The organism is Citrobacter amalonaticus (assembly GCF_037053465.1).
In the GTDB taxonomy this organism is placed as follows: domain Bacteria; phylum Pseudomonadota; class Gammaproteobacteria; order Enterobacterales; family Enterobacteriaceae; genus Citrobacter_A; species Citrobacter_A amalonaticus_H.
In genome coordinates this window covers 1-16,099 of the sequence record NZ_JBALIF010000013.1, presented here as the reverse complement: position 1 = coordinate 16,099, position 16,099 = coordinate 1, and the positions used below count along the sequence as shown (strand labels likewise).

Annotated in this window: 14 protein-coding genes and 1 tRNA gene; 10 read left to right on the top strand and 5 right to left on the bottom strand. The window is 49.1% G+C overall.

Annotated features, from left to right (window positions below):
• The first annotated feature begins 14 nt into the window (after positions 1-14).
• From tssF to WB371_RS18415, 8 genes are all read left to right on the top strand, one after another.
• Positions 15-1,775, top strand: coding sequence for a type VI secretion system baseplate subunit TssF (tssF, locus tag WB371_RS18450; RefSeq protein WP_336221490.1), 1,761 nt, complete (start codon positions 15-17; stop codon positions 1,773-1,775).
• Complete coding sequence (tssG, locus tag WB371_RS18445; protein WP_336221489.1) at positions 1,739-2,824, top strand: type VI secretion system baseplate subunit TssG; 1,086 nt, start codon at positions 1,739-1,741, stop codon at positions 2,822-2,824. The genes tssF and tssG overlap by 37 nt, the downstream gene beginning before the upstream one ends.
• Entirely contained in the window at positions 2,802-3,341 is a 540-nt protein-coding gene (gene tssJ / locus WB371_RS18440; protein WP_336221488.1) for a type VI secretion system lipoprotein TssJ, read from the top strand. The genes tssG and tssJ overlap by 23 nt, the downstream gene beginning before the upstream one ends.
• Positions 3,342-3,343: 2 nt before the next feature.
• A complete protein-coding gene (gene tssE, locus WB371_RS18435; RefSeq protein ID WP_336221487.1) occupies positions 3,344-3,799 on the top strand; it encodes a type VI secretion system baseplate subunit TssE in 456 nt (151 codons plus the stop codon).
• A gap of 25 nt (positions 3,800-3,824) precedes the next feature.
• Complete coding sequence (locus tag WB371_RS18430) at positions 3,825-5,189, top strand: VasL domain-containing protein (protein ID WP_336221486.1); 1,365 nt, start codon at positions 3,825-3,827, stop codon at positions 5,187-5,189.
• A 157-nt stretch (positions 5,190-5,346) separates the two neighbouring features.
• Positions 5,347-5,730, top strand: coding sequence for a hypothetical protein (locus WB371_RS18425; RefSeq protein ID WP_336221485.1), 384 nt, complete (start codon positions 5,347-5,349; stop codon positions 5,728-5,730).
• A gap of 436 nt (positions 5,731-6,166) precedes the next feature.
• Positions 6,167-7,054 (top strand): hypothetical protein, encoded by an 888-nt coding sequence (locus WB371_RS18420; RefSeq protein WP_336221484.1) that lies wholly within the window; start codon positions 6,167-6,169, stop codon positions 7,052-7,054.
• A gap of 233 nt (positions 7,055-7,287) precedes the next feature.
• Positions 7,288-7,890: a site-specific integrase gene (locus WB371_RS18415; RefSeq protein ID WP_336221483.1), complete on the top strand. Its 603-nt coding sequence runs from the start codon at positions 7,288-7,290 to the stop codon at positions 7,888-7,890.
• A 66-nt stretch (positions 7,891-7,956) separates the two neighbouring features.
• Here WB371_RS18415 and WB371_RS18410 read toward each other — a convergent pair whose 3' ends face one another.
• From WB371_RS18410 to WB371_RS18390, 5 genes are all read right to left on the bottom strand, one after another.
• Complete coding sequence (locus tag WB371_RS18410) at positions 7,957-9,816, bottom strand: ATP-binding protein (protein ID WP_336221482.1); 1,860 nt, start codon at positions 9,814-9,816, stop codon at positions 7,957-7,959.
• Entirely contained in the window at positions 9,813-10,856 is a 1,044-nt protein-coding gene (locus WB371_RS18405; RefSeq protein ID WP_336221481.1) for an SIR2 family protein, read from the bottom strand. The genes WB371_RS18410 and WB371_RS18405 overlap by 4 nt, the downstream gene beginning before the upstream one ends.
• A gap of 312 nt (positions 10,857-11,168) precedes the next feature.
• On the bottom strand, positions 11,169-11,807 hold the full coding sequence (locus tag WB371_RS18400) for a DUF2913 family protein (RefSeq protein ID WP_336221480.1): 639 nt from the start codon (positions 11,805-11,807) through the stop codon (positions 11,169-11,171).
• Between the two features lie 356 nt (positions 11,808-12,163).
• A complete protein-coding gene (locus tag WB371_RS18395) occupies positions 12,164-13,423 on the bottom strand; it encodes a tyrosine-type recombinase/integrase (protein ID WP_336221479.1) in 1,260 nt (419 codons plus the stop codon).
• Positions 13,424-13,584: 161 nt separating this feature from the next.
• Positions 13,585-13,660: transfer RNA gene (locus tag WB371_RS18390), tRNA-Asn, on the bottom strand.
• A gap of 326 nt (positions 13,661-13,986) precedes the next feature.
• On the opposite strand from WB371_RS18390, the gene nac reads away from it, so the two are divergent.
• Together nac and cbl are read left to right on the top strand one after the other, a co-directional pair.
• Positions 13,987-14,904, top strand: coding sequence for a nitrogen assimilation transcriptional regulator NAC (gene nac / locus WB371_RS18385; RefSeq protein ID WP_336221478.1), 918 nt, complete (start codon positions 13,987-13,989; stop codon positions 14,902-14,904).
• A gap of 101 nt (positions 14,905-15,005) precedes the next feature.
• Positions 15,006-15,956, top strand: coding sequence for an HTH-type transcriptional regulator Cbl (cbl, locus tag WB371_RS18380; protein ID WP_336221477.1), 951 nt, complete (start codon positions 15,006-15,008; stop codon positions 15,954-15,956).
• The last annotated feature ends 143 nt before the right edge of the window (positions 15,957-16,099 follow it).

Here is a 16,099-nt window from a genome sequence, read left to right as displayed (position 1 = left end):
GAATATAAAACACTATGGACGACTTAACCCTGCGTTATTTTGACGCTGAAATGCGTTACCTGCGTGAAGCGGGCGAGGAATTCGCCCGTGCTCACCCTGACCGGGCGGCAAGTTTAAACCTCGACAAAGCTGGTGCCCGTGACCCGTATGTGGAGCGCCTGTTCGAAGGTTTTGCCTTCCTGATGGGCCGTCTGCGGGAAAAACTCGACGATGACCTGCCGGAACTGACCGGCGGGCTGGTGAGTATGCTCTGGCCGCACTACCTGCGCACCATTCCGTCGCTCTCCATCGTCGAATTTTCTGCTGACTGGCGGGAGATGAAAGAGCCGGTGGCCGTGGCGAAGGGTTTTGAGGTTCGCTCGCGTCCCGTTGGTGAAAAGCAGACCCGCTGCCGTTATACCACCACGCAGCCGCTGACCCTGCTGCCATTATCGCTCTCCCGCGCGGGTATCGGTACTGAACCGGACGGGCGTTCTGTTATCACGCTGCGTTTTGAGTGCGGGCAACTGGCGGACTGGAGCAGTATCGATTTAAGCCGCATCCCGCTGTATCTCAATGCCGATGCGCCGCTGGCCTGCGCGCTGCACGAGGCACTAACCCTGAATGTGGCAAAAACGGGTATTCGCTTCCCCGGTGATACTGACCGCAGGGCGCTGGACGCCCGTTTTACCGTCTGCGGTTTCAGTCGGGAGGAAGCGCTGTTACCGGAAAGCGGCAGCTTCAGCGGCTATCAGCTGTTGCTGGAGTATTTCACCTTCCGCGAGAAATTTATGTCGGTGGCGCTGCGCGGTCTGGAAAACGTGAACTTTCCGGAAGAGATGCTCTGGTTTGAAATTGATGTGGTGCTGGATACGCAGTGGCAGCATGAGTTTACCTTCTCGGAGAAACATCTGCGACTGCACTGCGCGCCGGTGATTAATCTGTTTTCACTCGAATCTGACCCGCTGCATCTGGACTCGTTACAGACTGAGTACCTGCTGCGCCCGATGCGTGTTCAGGACGGGCATACCGAAATTTACTCTGTCGATTCGGTCACCTCGTCGCGCCATTCCGGTCATCAGGTGTATGTCCCGTTTACCAGCTTCCGGCATAAGGGCGGGATGATGCGTCATGATGCGCCGGAATATTACTACCACACTCGCGTAAAACGCGGTCCCTCCGGACTGCACGACACCTGGCTGATACTCGGTGGTGAGGCGTTCGATAACCATACCGTGCCGGACGATGAAAAACTCTCCCTGAGCCTGACCGGCACCAACGGCCAGCTCCCGCGCCGGGCGTTGCAGAGCACGCTGCTGGATACGGTGGTGAAATCCACCGCCTCGCGCATTCAGGTGCGCAATCTTTGCGCGCCGACGCTGCCCTGCTATCCGCCGGACCAGGACCGCTTTCACTGGCGGGTACTGAGCCATCTTGGCAGCAGCTTTCTGTGGATGATGGATAACGCCGAAGTGCTGCGCGGGGCGCTGTCTTTGTATAACTGGACGGGCAGTGAGATGAACATCCGTCGTCTGGCGGCGATTGTTGATGTGAAACACAGCGAAACAGAACGTTTTGTGCAGGGACACTTTCTGCGCGGTGTGCAGATAGAGGTGACCCTCGACGACAACGGCTTTGCCGGTCACGGCGATATCAGCCTGTTTGGCGAAATGCTCAACCGCTTCTTTGCGCTGTATACCGATATCCACCTGTTTAACCGTCTGACAGTCATTATTCAGTCCACCGGAGAGCGTCTCGAATGGCAGGAGAACCACAACCGCCGTATTCCCGGCTGAACACCCGGCTTGAGCGGGATATCCACCGCATCAACTTTTACCGTTTCTGTCAGCTACTGGAAAAAGCCCGCCCGGATGCACCGCCACTTGGCAGCACCCTCAACCCGGCGGATGACCCGGTGCGCTTTCGTCCGCATCCGGGCATGGGATTTCCGGTCAGCGAGCTGAAGGCGGTGGAGTACGACGAAGATAACCCGGATGCGCCGCCGACGGTGCGCACCACCTTCAACGGGCTGTACGGCGTTGATTCGCCACTGCCGACTGCCTGGCTGGACGATATCGCCCAGCAGCGCGAGGGGCATGAAGCGCAGGAAGCGTTCCTGGATATTTTTAACCACCGCATCCTGACGCAGTTTTACCGCATCTGGCGCAAGTATTCGTACCCGGCGACCTTTGAACCCGGCGGGCGGGACTCCACCTCGCAGAGTCTGCTGGGCCTTATCGGGCTGGGCATTCCCGGTACTGAGCGGCATATTACCGCGCCGCTGTCGCGCTTTCTGGCGCTGCTCAGCGTGATGCGACTGCCCGCCCGCACCGAAGAGGGGATTCAGGCGCTGGTGCGGCTGCTGGCACCCCATACACAGACGACGGTGACGCCGCACTGTCCGCGCACGGTTTACATCGATAAGCCGCTAGGTTTTTACGGCGACGAGGATTTTCTGCTCGACGGCTACCAGGTGCTGGGCGATGAAACCACCGAGGTCAGCAGCCAGTTGCTGATTGGCCTGTATACCGAAGACCACGCTGAGGCGCAGGGCTGGCTGCCGGAAGGGCTGATTTATGCCGACTTTCTGGTACTGCTGCGGGTGTATCTCGGCTGGCGCTATAAAGCGCGTATTCAGCTTACCGTGCCGACGCAGTTGTTACCGGCCCCGGTACTGGGCGAAACCCCCTTTATCCTCGGTATGACCGGGGTGCTGGGCATGGAGGGCGATGAGGTGCCGCCGGACCTGCCTGCGACATTCACCATTGAGGCCGGGGGCTACTGCGGTATGTCGCCTGCCGTCACACCACAAGGAAACCGACGTGTTGCGTACTCTGTTGATTAAACGACTTCCTTTGCTGCTCCTGCCAGCGCTGCTGACCGGCTGTGGCCTGACGCAGAGCGTCAGCGACGGCACATCATCGGCCATGAAATCCATTTTTTACAAACAGGTGAAGACCCTGCATCTGGACGTTACCGCCCGCCAGGCGCTGAACACTGACGGACTGGAAAATACCTCACTCTCTCAGCCAGTGATGGTACGTATTTATCAGCTCCGGGACCGCAAGGCCTTTGATAAAATGGTTTATCAGCAATTGCTGACGCTGGGGGATGATGCGGCGAGGGAGGAAATCCTTGCCAGTCGAAGTCTGGTGGTTAAACCGGGGGAAGATGCCAGTCTGGATATGCCGATGGATGAAAAGGCGCAGTTTGTCGCGGTGGTAGGGTTGTTCCGTCAGCCGGATATGGCGAAGAATGACTGGAAGCTGGTGCTTGCCCGCGACGACCTCGACCCGGACAACCCGCGCGTCATCGAAGCCGGGCATAACCGCCTGACCCTGCAACCCCTGAAGGACGACTGAGTATGCCCGGACGCCATAACGCCCCCTCACTGTATGAAACCCTCTTTGGCAACTTTGCCGGTGGCCTCGATTTGCATCAGGTCAGTGAGGAAAACCAGGTCATCCTGTCGGTGCTGGACAATATGCAGCGCATCCTCAACTGCCGCGCAGGTACACTGGCGCATCTGCCGGACTACGGTCTGCCGGATATGACAAAAATCCTCCAGGGGATGCCGGGCACTGCCCATGAACTGATGGAGACGCTCTCCACGGTGTTGCTGAAATACGAGCCACGTTTGCAGCGTATTGATGTGGTGCTGCTGGAGCAGACGCAGCCGGGTGAACTACGTTACGCCATCGACGCAGAACTGAAAGGCGTAGGGCTGGTGCGCTACGGCACGGAGTTTATGCCGGAGGGTAAAATCTTAATCCGGCACATGAAACAGCAGCATTACCTGGACGCCCGCGCGGCAATCTAGCTTCTCTCTGACTGAATCCACCATCATGACAACATTCTCTGAACGTTACCTTAAAACAGGTGGCGATCCGCGCACGTTAGCGGACTACGCTGCGCTTCGCGATGAAATGAACAAGTTGAGCCACCCGGCGCGCCCGGACGTCAACTGGCCGCACGCGGAAAAACTCTGCCTGTCGTTGTTTGAGCACAACGGCGTGGAGCTGCAGACCGCCGCCTGGTATACGCTTGCCCGCACGCAGATCGCCGGAGTGTACGGGCTGAACGAAGGGCTGGCGTTGCTGGAAGCACTTATAGCCTGCCAGTGGAACACGTTGTGGCCGCAACCGATCGCCGTGCGGATGGAAATCCTCAGCACCCTCAGTAAACGCCTGCAACAGGTCATGCGTACACAATCCTTTGCCTGTGCCGATCTCCGCGCATTATACCGGGCAGAACACTATCTGAAGGCGCTGGGTGAGGCGCTGCAACGGCTGGAATTAAACCAGGTCAGCCAGTTTGATCCGTTGCAGACGCTGATACATAACGCTGCCGTGCGACTGGAGAGCGCCGACAGCGCCGCGCCGTTTAACAGCGACAGCGATACCCTGACAGGGAAGATGTCGCAAGTTGGGGAGGCGGAACCGGCACGGATGCCCTCTGTAGAGGCGGCGAGTAAACCTGCCGGGAACGTGCGGTGGATCTATGTGGCACAACCAGAACCGCAGCAGAACGTGGAAGTGGTAAGGGCACTCCCGCCAGCCAGACGCTGGAAACCGTTTATGGCGGGGATGTTCACCATGCTGCTGGTCGGCGGAAGCGCGGTATGGGGCTGGCAGGCACTGAATCAGCCCGATCCAGCAGAAGTTCAGCTGGCCGATTCACTGAGGCCCCTGCCGGTGACGGTGACTCACACGCAGCTACAGTCTCTGCGGGGCAGAGCCATGTCACCTGACGCGGGGATCAGCGCGACACAGCAGCAACTTGCCAGACTTGCCCGCCTTCCGCCGGACTGGAATATTGATTATGGCAATCAGGTTGTTCAGCAGGCGCTCACTCTATGGCCGGAGCAGGTCGGACCGCTGGCGAAGCAGTGGCAGCAGCGAGTCGCCGCCGCTGCGCTGCCGTCAGAAAAACTCACTGGCTGGCATCAGGGGATGACGCAGCTACAACACCTTGCGAACCAGCTGAATGCGCTGGACGAAAAGCGCGGCAAGTATATGACAGTGAGTGAACTTAAATCGGTGGTCTTTTCCATGACGCAGGCGTTCAGCAGTGCGGTTCCGGTGGAGGAGCAGCTACGCCTGATGGCGCAACCTGATCAAACGTCGCCGGATCTGCAACGTCTGACCGAAATGCATCTGGAACAACTCTCTGCGCGCTATGCGTTGCTTAAGCAGAAAACACCCGAGTGATTTCGCCCGTCGGGAGAAAAGTTAAGGTCATCAATTCGTACAGGGAAATATCGTGTCAGTCAGAGAACGTTTTTTTAAGAAGGTGCAGCAGAAGAGCAATCGCGCATTGGACAGTAATAAATCGGCAGAGACTGAGATTCAGGAATTCTGCCAAAGGATGGATGACCTGGCACAGCAGATTAATATGTGGTTCGGGGACTCCGGGATTGAGGTCATCATAACGAAAAAATATCTCCATGACCTGAGCACTGTAGGACTTAGCCTTAACAGTGGCGTATGTCGCTATGAAATTACTACTATCAGGTTACAGAACGGGAACCGCAGCGTCAGTATTATTCCGGAGCAGCTTTGCCGGGCGGGGGACAGAGGATGTGTCACCATGAACGTTGACGCGTCTGACACTGCTTCTGGCAGGCAGACATTTTTTTTGTGCATGGCGTTGGATAGTGGCTGGTTGATCCGCAATGAACATCAAGGGGCCCAGGGCAACGTTCTGTTGACCGAAGATGTATTTTTTCGGGCCATTGAGAATCTGGCCTGAAAGTAATCTCGTGCGCGCTGACTGACACAGAGTCTGGTTCTTTTGCTATTCAATGATGATCAGAATTGACCGGCGGCTTTGTGCCTAGGCTGTGTGAAAACGTTAGCGATCGTAGAAAGGGTGTAGAACAGAGTCGAAAAATGCGCTCCTATGTAAAATTTGACGCAGGTTGACCAGTCGATCGACTCCAGATTTTGCATAACCTCACGCACTTCGGTTTTTAGGTAGGTTTTCACACAGTCTGTGCCAAAAGCTGACATTGGACTATTAGAAGCATAAAAGAGGATTTTGTTTTTTCAGGAATATCTTAAAGAATTAATGACTCTTTTCAAGATAACACTTACAATAGTGCTGTTGAATAAATTTAATCATGCGCACCTGTATTGATGCAGGCTCTAAAGAAATGTTTTTAACACCCTTCTCTTAAGGTTATATAATGGAAGATGATAAAGTTGAATCCGCATTGCGTTTCTTAATAAGGAACTACGCTATAAATAGCGCATCCTCATTTGAGAATTTATTTGAAACTAATGAGTCAATGCCCAAGGTATTCAGGCAGGCTTATACTAGGTTTAAATGTGATTATCAATTTTATGTTAATAGATACATGGCGTTAAGTTATATTTATTATTCTCTGATTAATATTGGATCCTTATATAGCTCAATGGTGTTTTTACATGAAAATAAAACATTCTATTTAAATAAGGGTAAGGAAGAGTCTAATTTCTTCATCGCTGCAAATGAACCATTTGGGCATCAAGTCATTATGCAATACGCAAAGCTTTATGAAGCTTTAGTAGACTTAGAAGCATTAAATAACGGCAGTGAATTTTTTAATAAAAAAGATAAGAGACACGCTGCAAAGTTATTAGATAACAATAATTTAATTAGTGGGTACTCTTATTTAAGTGCTTTACGAAAAAAAATAGAGATGTCTGGTGTTTTGCAGCTTAGAAATACTATCTTCGCTCATCCTTTTAAAGATGGGGCGGCGGGTAGCGTTGTTTTCTTAGAATATGTAAGCGATAAAATTTTTTCCATTTTCAGAGAACTTTGTGACGAGAAGGATAAACGTAAATATGACAAATCTAGTAATAGAATTAGATTTTATTGTAGCAAATACATCATGAGTGCCAGTTATGATTTCAAAGGTGGTATGAAGGGTGAGTTTAGAATATCTACAAAAGCACAAACTCATATTAAGGCAATCTATGACTTCATGTCTATTCTTCGGAATGAAAAGCTGTTAGGAGAGGAACCTTTATTAATGGTTGACACTAACAATGCTAGGTTTGAGTTGGAGGAAACACTTGCAAAACTATGAGTCATTGTCATTATGACTCTGATTGATTAATAAATTTAAGGCAATCTATCATCTGGGGATATTTTTCCTTTAACCTGTTCCACCTCTAGAATCTATAATTTTCGAGCATTGTCTGACAACAAGTATGGGTATGATATATTATAGCGAATAGAATAGTTTTTAATATTGAAGTCCGCTGCTCGCTCATAAGGGACAACCATACTCAAATCTCCCACATTGCAGGAGATTTGAGTATGAACACGTCACCGTGGAACAAAGACCGTATCATAGGCCAAAAAAGACCACTTCAGATATCTCATATCTGGGGTATCCGAATCCGGCTTGAACTGGAAGGTAAAACGCGCGATTTAGCTCTGTTCAATATGGCCCTGGACAGTAAGCTTCGGGGCTGTGATCTGGTCAAACTCAAAGTATCTGATGTTGCATTTGGTAGCTCTGTTTCAAGCAGAGCAACGGTGTTGCAACAGAAAACCGGTAGTCCTGTGCAATTTGAGATAACCAAAGGAACAAGAGAAGCTGTTGCTGCATTGATAAAGCTTGGCAATTTGCACAGTAAAGACTTCTTGTTTCGGTCTCGGGTCGGAACTAACCAGCACATTTCAACCCGGCAATACAACCGAATCTTTCATGGGTGGGTAGAAAAGCATGGCCTCGAAGATTCGCTTTACAGCACACATTCCATGAGAAGAACAAAACCTTACCTGATCTACAAGAAAACCAAGAATCTCCGGGTGATCCAACTTCTGTTGGGTCATAAGAAACTGGAAAGCACAGTCCGTTATCTGGGCATTGAAGTCGATGATGCGTTAGAGATCTCTGAATCGATTGAAGTCTAAGATTGTCAGGGCTGCAACAGCAGCCCTGTGCCAGAATCGGTCGTTACCGCTTCAGCACTTTGTTAATTAGTGAGGGCTGGTTATTACGTAGTCGCTCTGGTCATCCTCTCCCAGTCTCTCAGGTATTAACTCGTTGAAGGTAATAGTATTACTCTTAGGTTTTTCTTCAATTGGAAGTTCAGCTACCCTTAATTTGAGCGGCATGGGGCAGACGACACCACTAAAAATACAGGTTCCTGTAGATAGCGTTGGAATCGACTCTTCAGTCAGTCGGTCTATATATGATACCGATTTTTCAATTGCGTAGAGATCATTCTGATTAATAAGGCGATGAATAAAATAATTGTGTGCTTGGGATATGATTGTCGACGATATATCATTAGGGCGTTGACTGGAAATTGTGATAAAAACTCCAAATTTCCTCCCCTCCTTTATGATTTCCTCAAAGGTTTCCAGACGATAATCTTTCCAACTTTCCGTTTCCCGAAAAGAAGTATTAGACAAAATATTGTGGGCTTCATCTATAATGATGTGCAGTGTAGATTTCTCGGTAGACATTTTCTTCATATTGTAAGCCCACTTGGCTATCAAAAGAGGAAGCGTTTTTTTCATGGTTATATTAACCATATTTAGATTAACAACCGTGAAATTATGTTCACCCCAAAAATCAAACTGTCCTGAAGTGTCAAAAATTTTGGCTATATCTTTACGGTTAGCACTCATTCTATTTATAACTGGTGAAATATGTTCAGGGTTAGACTTGTTAGATAAATATTCCTGTATTAACTGCAAGTACATAAAATCCAACAGTTCTTCAATCATATCAGTTTTAAATGAAAAATTGCTTGCGAGGCTGAATAGATAGGAGCGCTCAGTATCAGCTTCTGCATTGAAAATACTACCACCCCTCAATTTCCATTTATATGCAGTTGAATGATACTCAAGATCAGATATAAGTTCTGGATCATCTTTAAAAATTGGACTAAAAAACTGATTTATAGTATCGCATTTGGGCTTATCGCCACTAAAGAGATTCTGCCTGACTTTTTTCTTTAGGATATTGCGCATAAACTCAAGAGGATTGTCAGCGGTCATCACTTTCTTGCGAAACTCAAGCACTCGCTTCAGGAAAGGTTTCTGTGTTTTGTCTGTTGCATCGGTTAGAACGGAGAGCATATCATGCTCAAGCAGAACCTCTCTGGGTAGGGGAAGTTTGTCACCATCTGCATGGTGCGTGTTGAGATTATAAACCGTCTTCTCGTCAGTAATACAGTGTGGGGCAGTATATTCTCCATTAAAGTCGAATAGAATAAATTTGCATCTTTCACTAAAATGGTTGCCGAGAATATGTTTAACCTGGGCAGTACCTGCTTTGTATAGCGCGGCTAGGGTGTTTGACTTTCCGCTACCAGTATTACCGAAAATGGCAATGTGGGAATTAATAAGACCATTGATTGGTAGTGCAATTTCAATATCTTCAAGATCTGTACGAGTAAACCTCATTACAGTTTCGTCTGCATCAGCTATCTGATGAACCGTCTGTATCATCTCTTCAGTTACCACGAAGGCTTCATTGCCGATGAGAGGTAGTTCACGCGAACCACCAATGAAGCAACCAGTACGATCAATGTAACCCGTCAGAGTAGAGGTCAGGTATCGCCGATATCGCCAAGCATCACTGCCGCTCCCAGCGAGATGTTTTTCCTCAATGACTCGTTCCGCTTCAACCTTGCCGATCAGGCTCATGAAACCTTTTTTGATCTCAATGAAGCTACCCACTGATACATTTCTTAGAACTTTTCCCTGATAAAACAAATCACTGAGATTTTTGTTTTTATCTACTAAAATGGTCACAACGCGTCCAGAAACCTCACAGACTTCGCCTATACGGAGCACCGCTTCCTCTTCAGTAAAATGCCTGCTCATCTCGAGCCTCCCAGATAGCACGTGATAATGTTATTCATTACCGGAAAATCAACATTTCCTCCCGGCCGATAAATAATCTCTACGTTTGAGTAATCTCGAAATCTCTCCATAAAGCCGCTAACACTGGCATCATTGAAAGCAAAGATCAGTAGTTTCAGGGTGGCGTTGCGCAAGGCTTTTTTAGTTATCGTTTCAAGGTGCTCATCAGCAAACGAGAACCCAAATACAATTAGTAGAGTTGCTTCTTTATCAAGCTCGTTGGAATAGGTTCTCAGTAAATCATAATAAACGTTCTGTAGTAGAGTCTCTTTAAATTTCTCCTTACGTGGAAGAATAAGTGCATGAGCAAGTACCCATCCTTTCATTTCGGCTAGGGTGGGAAAGTTAAGCGGCTTAATATCTGCAATACGATAAATAATTTTTCCTTTAGAATGCTGCCAAGAGAGCGAACCATGAAGTTTTATAAGGTTAACAGTAGGAAGCTCAACTTTATAATTATACAGATTTCCGGTTGCACTTACAGAATGGTTAAAGCTACCCGCATCAAATTCCTCATCTCCCAAAATACTTGCTCTTCTATTGAATCCATCATTAAAAAGAATATTGTTATTACGCGTGGCAGCTTCTTCAATGAATAAATCATAATTAGTTGTAAAAACGTTAATACGTCTCGGAAGTAGGCCAGTTCGGCGGCGGGTCAGTATCTTTTCCAGTGAAGACATAAATGTATCATAATTCGCACGGGTACATTCCAAATTGGTGATCACCTGAGGTGCGAAGGGGGCGCCGTAGCCGCGCTTCAACATGCATTCATGAGGTAGCCAAACAGCTGACAAAAAGTCAGCTGCCATCCTGAAGTATTCCTCTTCCTGTTCATCATTAATAAGCTGCTGAAGATCCGTTTCGATTGTCCCCAGTACTTTAATCGCAGGGAGGGATGCACCTGATCCGATGAGAAAGTTAATGTTAGCTGACTGAAATATCCGCTCAAAGTAGTCTCGGTCACTATCGTTACCGTAGTATGCGCGCTTGACTGCCATCTTATCCTTCCATAAAACATTGGATTAATCTGTAATTTATTTAATCTTAACGCCGAGCTCAATACTTTGACATCACTTCTTCTGGCGATTGTTATGATCCCTTCTTGATCAAAAGTACGATTGGGAAACTGATCCTTTATGCCACAAGTTTTCTAGCTATCCTCAAAAAAATTGGTGTTAAAAGTGTGCCAACAAAGTTGCAAGGTCCGCATCGCTCGTAGCCGACGGTCAGATTTGCCCAGATTCTACTGCATAACGTCGTCGGAGTGAGTGATTGCTGAACTACCTTGTGACCAGTTGTTTATGTAGGCATTAGTCAGACGACTCTGTCGGAAGTAAAGTGAGCAAACTTCCTCCATCTGAATTTTCCGATGCTTCCATGCGGGCTCCCTGTGCCTGCATCACATCCATACATTCTCTGATATCCCCCAACACCAGAAACGTTACCGGTCCGGTTAACCGCCCATCTTCTGAAAAATAACTCACCAGATCAGATTTTTTTACCAGCAACGCTGAGCTGCCAGCGTACTCAGCAAGCAAAGCTGGAATATCCCATTCAGTATCAGTGACAGTGGCATTGAGCCAGTTCTGGTCTTTGAGTGTTTTGATTGCCAGGGCCAGTCTATAAAGATCTGACTGGTGAGAAACAGAGTCAGAACCGGCATGCCAGAGGTTTTCCAGTCTCAGGTGAAGATCTGCTGCGACTCCTTTCTGACGACCAAGCCGCAACAGTTTTTCTAAATCGGGTGCGATGGAGCGTGGAAAGCGACGCTGCTTTTGTGCAGTGGCAAGCCAGCGCATCAGAAATGTATGCGTCATCAGCGATGACAATGCCTGGCCTTCTGGCTGTGTGAGGCGTAAAGCGACAAGGGCACGCCAGGCCAGGTGTGCTACGTCAGTAACCACCTGGTCAGAGGTGTAAGAATAACTGGCTGTAGTATTGGATTTCATGCAAGAAAACAGGCTGAGTTTTTGTCGGGCTATGTTGCCGTAAAGTGAAGCTATTTGTGGATCATAGCAGTTAAAACGTACCGGGAATAGCCTGCCAATATTGCCATCAGACTGAAATTATCTTTGCGTATGACTACGATGTCAGAAAGTGACTGACTGCATTTTGCAGTAATCTACAGGGGAAGGAGAGGTTGGAGCATCTTTCAGACGCGGCCAATTGCCCGACTTCTGAACCTGATAATCCATTTTATATACTGAATACAGCTTCGGTTTATAAGAAGCCATCTGATTACAGAATGCAGATGGCTTCTTAAGTTATGAAAAATTACCGCTACATGATGTTATTCTGACAACCTTTATTCCTGTCGCGCATAAATATAGGGCGCAATATAACCTTTACTGTTTGCGTCCAGGTAATCCGACCACCATTGCATCATTGCTTTGCGTGCATCCAGATGCTCCGCCTTGTGAATATACGCTGCCCGCACGCTGTTGCGTTCCTGGTGGCTCATTTGACGTTCCACTGCATCCTGCGACCACAGTTCCGACTCCACTAATGCGCTACAGGCCATTGTCCGAAATCCATGTCCGCATACCTCTGTTTTTGTGTCGTATCCCATCAGACGGAGTGCCCGGTTGATGGTGTTTTCACTCATCGGTTTGTACGGATTATGGTCGCCGGGGAAGACTAAATCCAGATGGCCGGAAATATCCTTTATCTGTTTCAGCAGGGCAATCGCCTGCCGGGAAAGTGGTACAATATGCGGGGTACGCATTTTAGCCCCTCGTCCGGAATAACGAACTTTTTCTATCACTTTACGAGTGGCAGGGATGGTCCAGATTTTGTTTCTGAAATCAATCTCGGTCCAGCGGGCAAAACGCAATTCACTGGAGCGGATAAACAGATGCAGAGTCAGCATCACCGCCAGCCGGGTTAATTCCCGTCCCTGCTGATAGTTACTGATTCTCTGGAACAGATCTGGCAATTGTTCCAGTGGTAAGGCGGGGTAGTGATGTTTAGCGGGTGGGGCCGTGACGCCGTCCAGATACATAGCAGGATTATTTTCGACCAGTCCCCGCTGTACGGCATAATGCATGATATTACAAAGATGTTGCCGTGTCCGGGATGCGACTTCCAGAAAGCCTTTTTCTTCTATGTCTTTCAGCAGTGTCGTGAAATGCTGTGTTTTCAGCAGAGTGACGGGCAGATGACCAATAGCCGGGAAAATATGGTTGTTCATACTGGCAAGCAGACGTGCGGCATAATCAGCCGACCATTTTTTATCGGCTCTGCTTTTATGCCACTCCAGCGCCACGGCTTTAAAGCATTTATCCGGAGAGTGGGCAATCCGTTCGTCGGTTCGTTGCTGAGCGGGATTTATTTTCTGAGCCAGAAGTTTACGAATACCTTCGCGCTGCTGTCGGGCATCGGAAAGGGATACCTGAGGGTACGGGCCTAATGCAATACGGGATTCTTTGCCGTTAAAACGGTATTTGAGATACCAAAGACGCGAACCGCCCGGATTGATAAGCAGATACAGACCGTGAGAATCGGTCAGTTTAAAAGATGTTGCTGAGGATTTAGTAGCGCGGATTTTGCTGTCAGTAAGGGACATGTGGTGGTCACTCCATTATCGAACTGAAATGACCCCAAATCAGACCACCAATTTGTCCCGATACGGAGAGATAAATCAATACCCGCTGAGACAAGTTTCTATGCTAACTCTCTGAATCAAAATACTATTGAGACATGCTGAGACGCATAGAAACAAGAATTTGGCTCCTCTGACTGGACTCGAACCAGTGACATACGGATTAACAGTCCGCCGTTCTACCGACTGAACTACAGAGGAATCGTGTGAACGGGGCGAATATTAGCGACGAGCATTCGGGATGTCAAAGGGGGAGATGCGATTGTTGGTTTGTTTGCTGACAAAATCAGCAAAGCGGCGAAGTTTCGATCTCCTGTCTGATTTGCCCCATTGTGGTGCGCCTGTGCCTCAGATGGGGCAGAACGAAAAACAGGGATACAGGGCATATTGACCGATAGCAATCATAAACGCTTATTTTACTAGCGGTTAAGAGACATGAGTGTACTTGTCAGAAACTGGCAAGCATTTTGCAAATCCTTCCTGACACCCAGCCAGCGGTAATTCTGGCATTCCGGATAGGAGGCAAAATGAACTTCAGACGATTGAAATATTTCGTGAAAATTGTCGATATTGGTAGCCTGACGCAGGCTGCTGAAGTATTGCACATCGCGCAGCCTGCGTTGAGTCAGCAGGTTGCCACGCTGGAAGGTGAACTCAATCAACAACTATTGATTCGCACCAAGCGAGGCGTAACGCCTACTGAGGCGGGTAAAATCCTTTATACCCATGCGCGCACGATCCTGCGCCAGTGCGAACAGGCACAGTTAGCGGTTTACAATGTCGGGCAGACCTTAACGGGGCCGGTTTCTATCGGGCTTGCTCCGGGGACGGCTGCCTCATCGGTAACCATGCCGCTGTTACAGGCAGTACGGGCAGAACTGCCAGACGTGCTGGTGTATCTGCATGAGAATAGCGGATCTGTACTGAACGATAAGCTATTGAGTGGTCAACTGGATATGGCAGTTCTCTATGAGCGCTCCCCTCTGGCGGGGATCATCAGCCAACCGCTGCTGAAAGAGGACCTTTTTCTTGTCGGCACCCGAGATTGTCCAGGGCAGAGCGTGGATCTTGCCGCTGTCGCTCAGATGAATCTTTTTCTCCCTCGCGATTATAGCGCAGTGCGCTTACGTGTTGATGAGGCATTCTCTTTACGGCGCTTAACCGCGAAGGTAATCGGTGAGATTGAGTCGATAGCCACGCTGACCGCAGCCATTGCCAGCGGCATGGGCGTGACAGTCTTGCCTGAATCAGCAGCACGATCTCTTTGTAGCGCGGCAAATGGCTGGATGGCACGGATCACATCGCCGTCGATGAACCTGTCACTTTCACTCACTATGTCGGCAAGAGGCAGTTTGTCGCCACAGGCACAAGCGGTGAAAGAGATCCTTATGTCACTGGTCAGCAATCCGGCGCTGGAAAATCGTGAGCTGCAACTGGTGAGCTAAGCGTTATTTCGTCACGGAATAAGATGCAGGTTTTTATTATTTGTTATGCCGGACATCAGACTTTAACAATAGTGCAATGTCTGATGTATCCGGAGTAACCAGTGAATTTCCAGCAGCTAAAAATCATTCGCGAGGCGGCGCGACAGGATTACAACCTGACAGAAGTCGCCAACATGCTCTATACCTCGCAGTCGGGGGTCAGTCGTCATATTCGTGAACTGGAAGACGAGCTAGGCATCGAAATCTTCATCCGCCGGGGTAAACGTCTGCTGGGGATGACCGAGCCTGGGAAGGCGCTTCTGGTTATTGCCGAGCGTATTCTAAATGAAGCCAGTAATGTACGTCGCCTGGCTGATTTATTCATCAACGATACTTCTGGCATGTTAACCATTGCTACGACACATACTCAGGCGCGGTACAGTCTGCCGGGGGTTATCAAGGTTTTTCGCGAATTATTTCCGGAGGTACGCCTGGAGTTAATCCAGGGAACGCCACAGGAAATTGAAACGCTCTTGCAAAATGGTGGTGCCGATATTGGTATCGCCAGTGAGCGCCTGTGCAACGATCCGCTGCTCGTGGCTTTTCCCTGGTTTCGCTGGCATCACAGCCTGCTAGTGCCTGATGATCATCCCCTGACCCAGGTTTCGCCGTTGACCCTTGAGTCGATTGCGCACTGGCCGCTCATTACTTATCGGCAAGGCATCACCGGACGCTCTCGCATTGATGAAGCCTTTACCCGTAAAGGTCTGGTGCCTGATATTGTGCTTAGCGCACAGGATTCTGACGTCATTAAAACGTATGTGGCATTAGGGCTGGGGATTGGTCTGGTGGCGGAGCAATCAAGCGGAGAGCAGGAGGAGGGCGCACTGGTCCGTCTCGATACCCGACATCTGTTTGACGCTAATACTGTCTGGCTGGGGTTAAAGCGCGGGCAATTGCAGCGTAACTACGTCTGGCGTTTTATCGAACTTTGCAACGCGGGGTTATCTGTAGAAGACATTAAGCGGCAGGTGATGGAACCGGATGACGTTGCCATTGATTATCAGATATAAGCAAAAAGCCCGCTAAAAAGCGCTGAGGGATCCCCATAAAACAGCGCTAATAAACCAGCACCATACTTCGGTAGGCTCTGGCGAGGTGGTTAAGAACGGTGCTCAGCACCGTTCGCCTTAATATTAGCGGGGAGTGTCGCAGG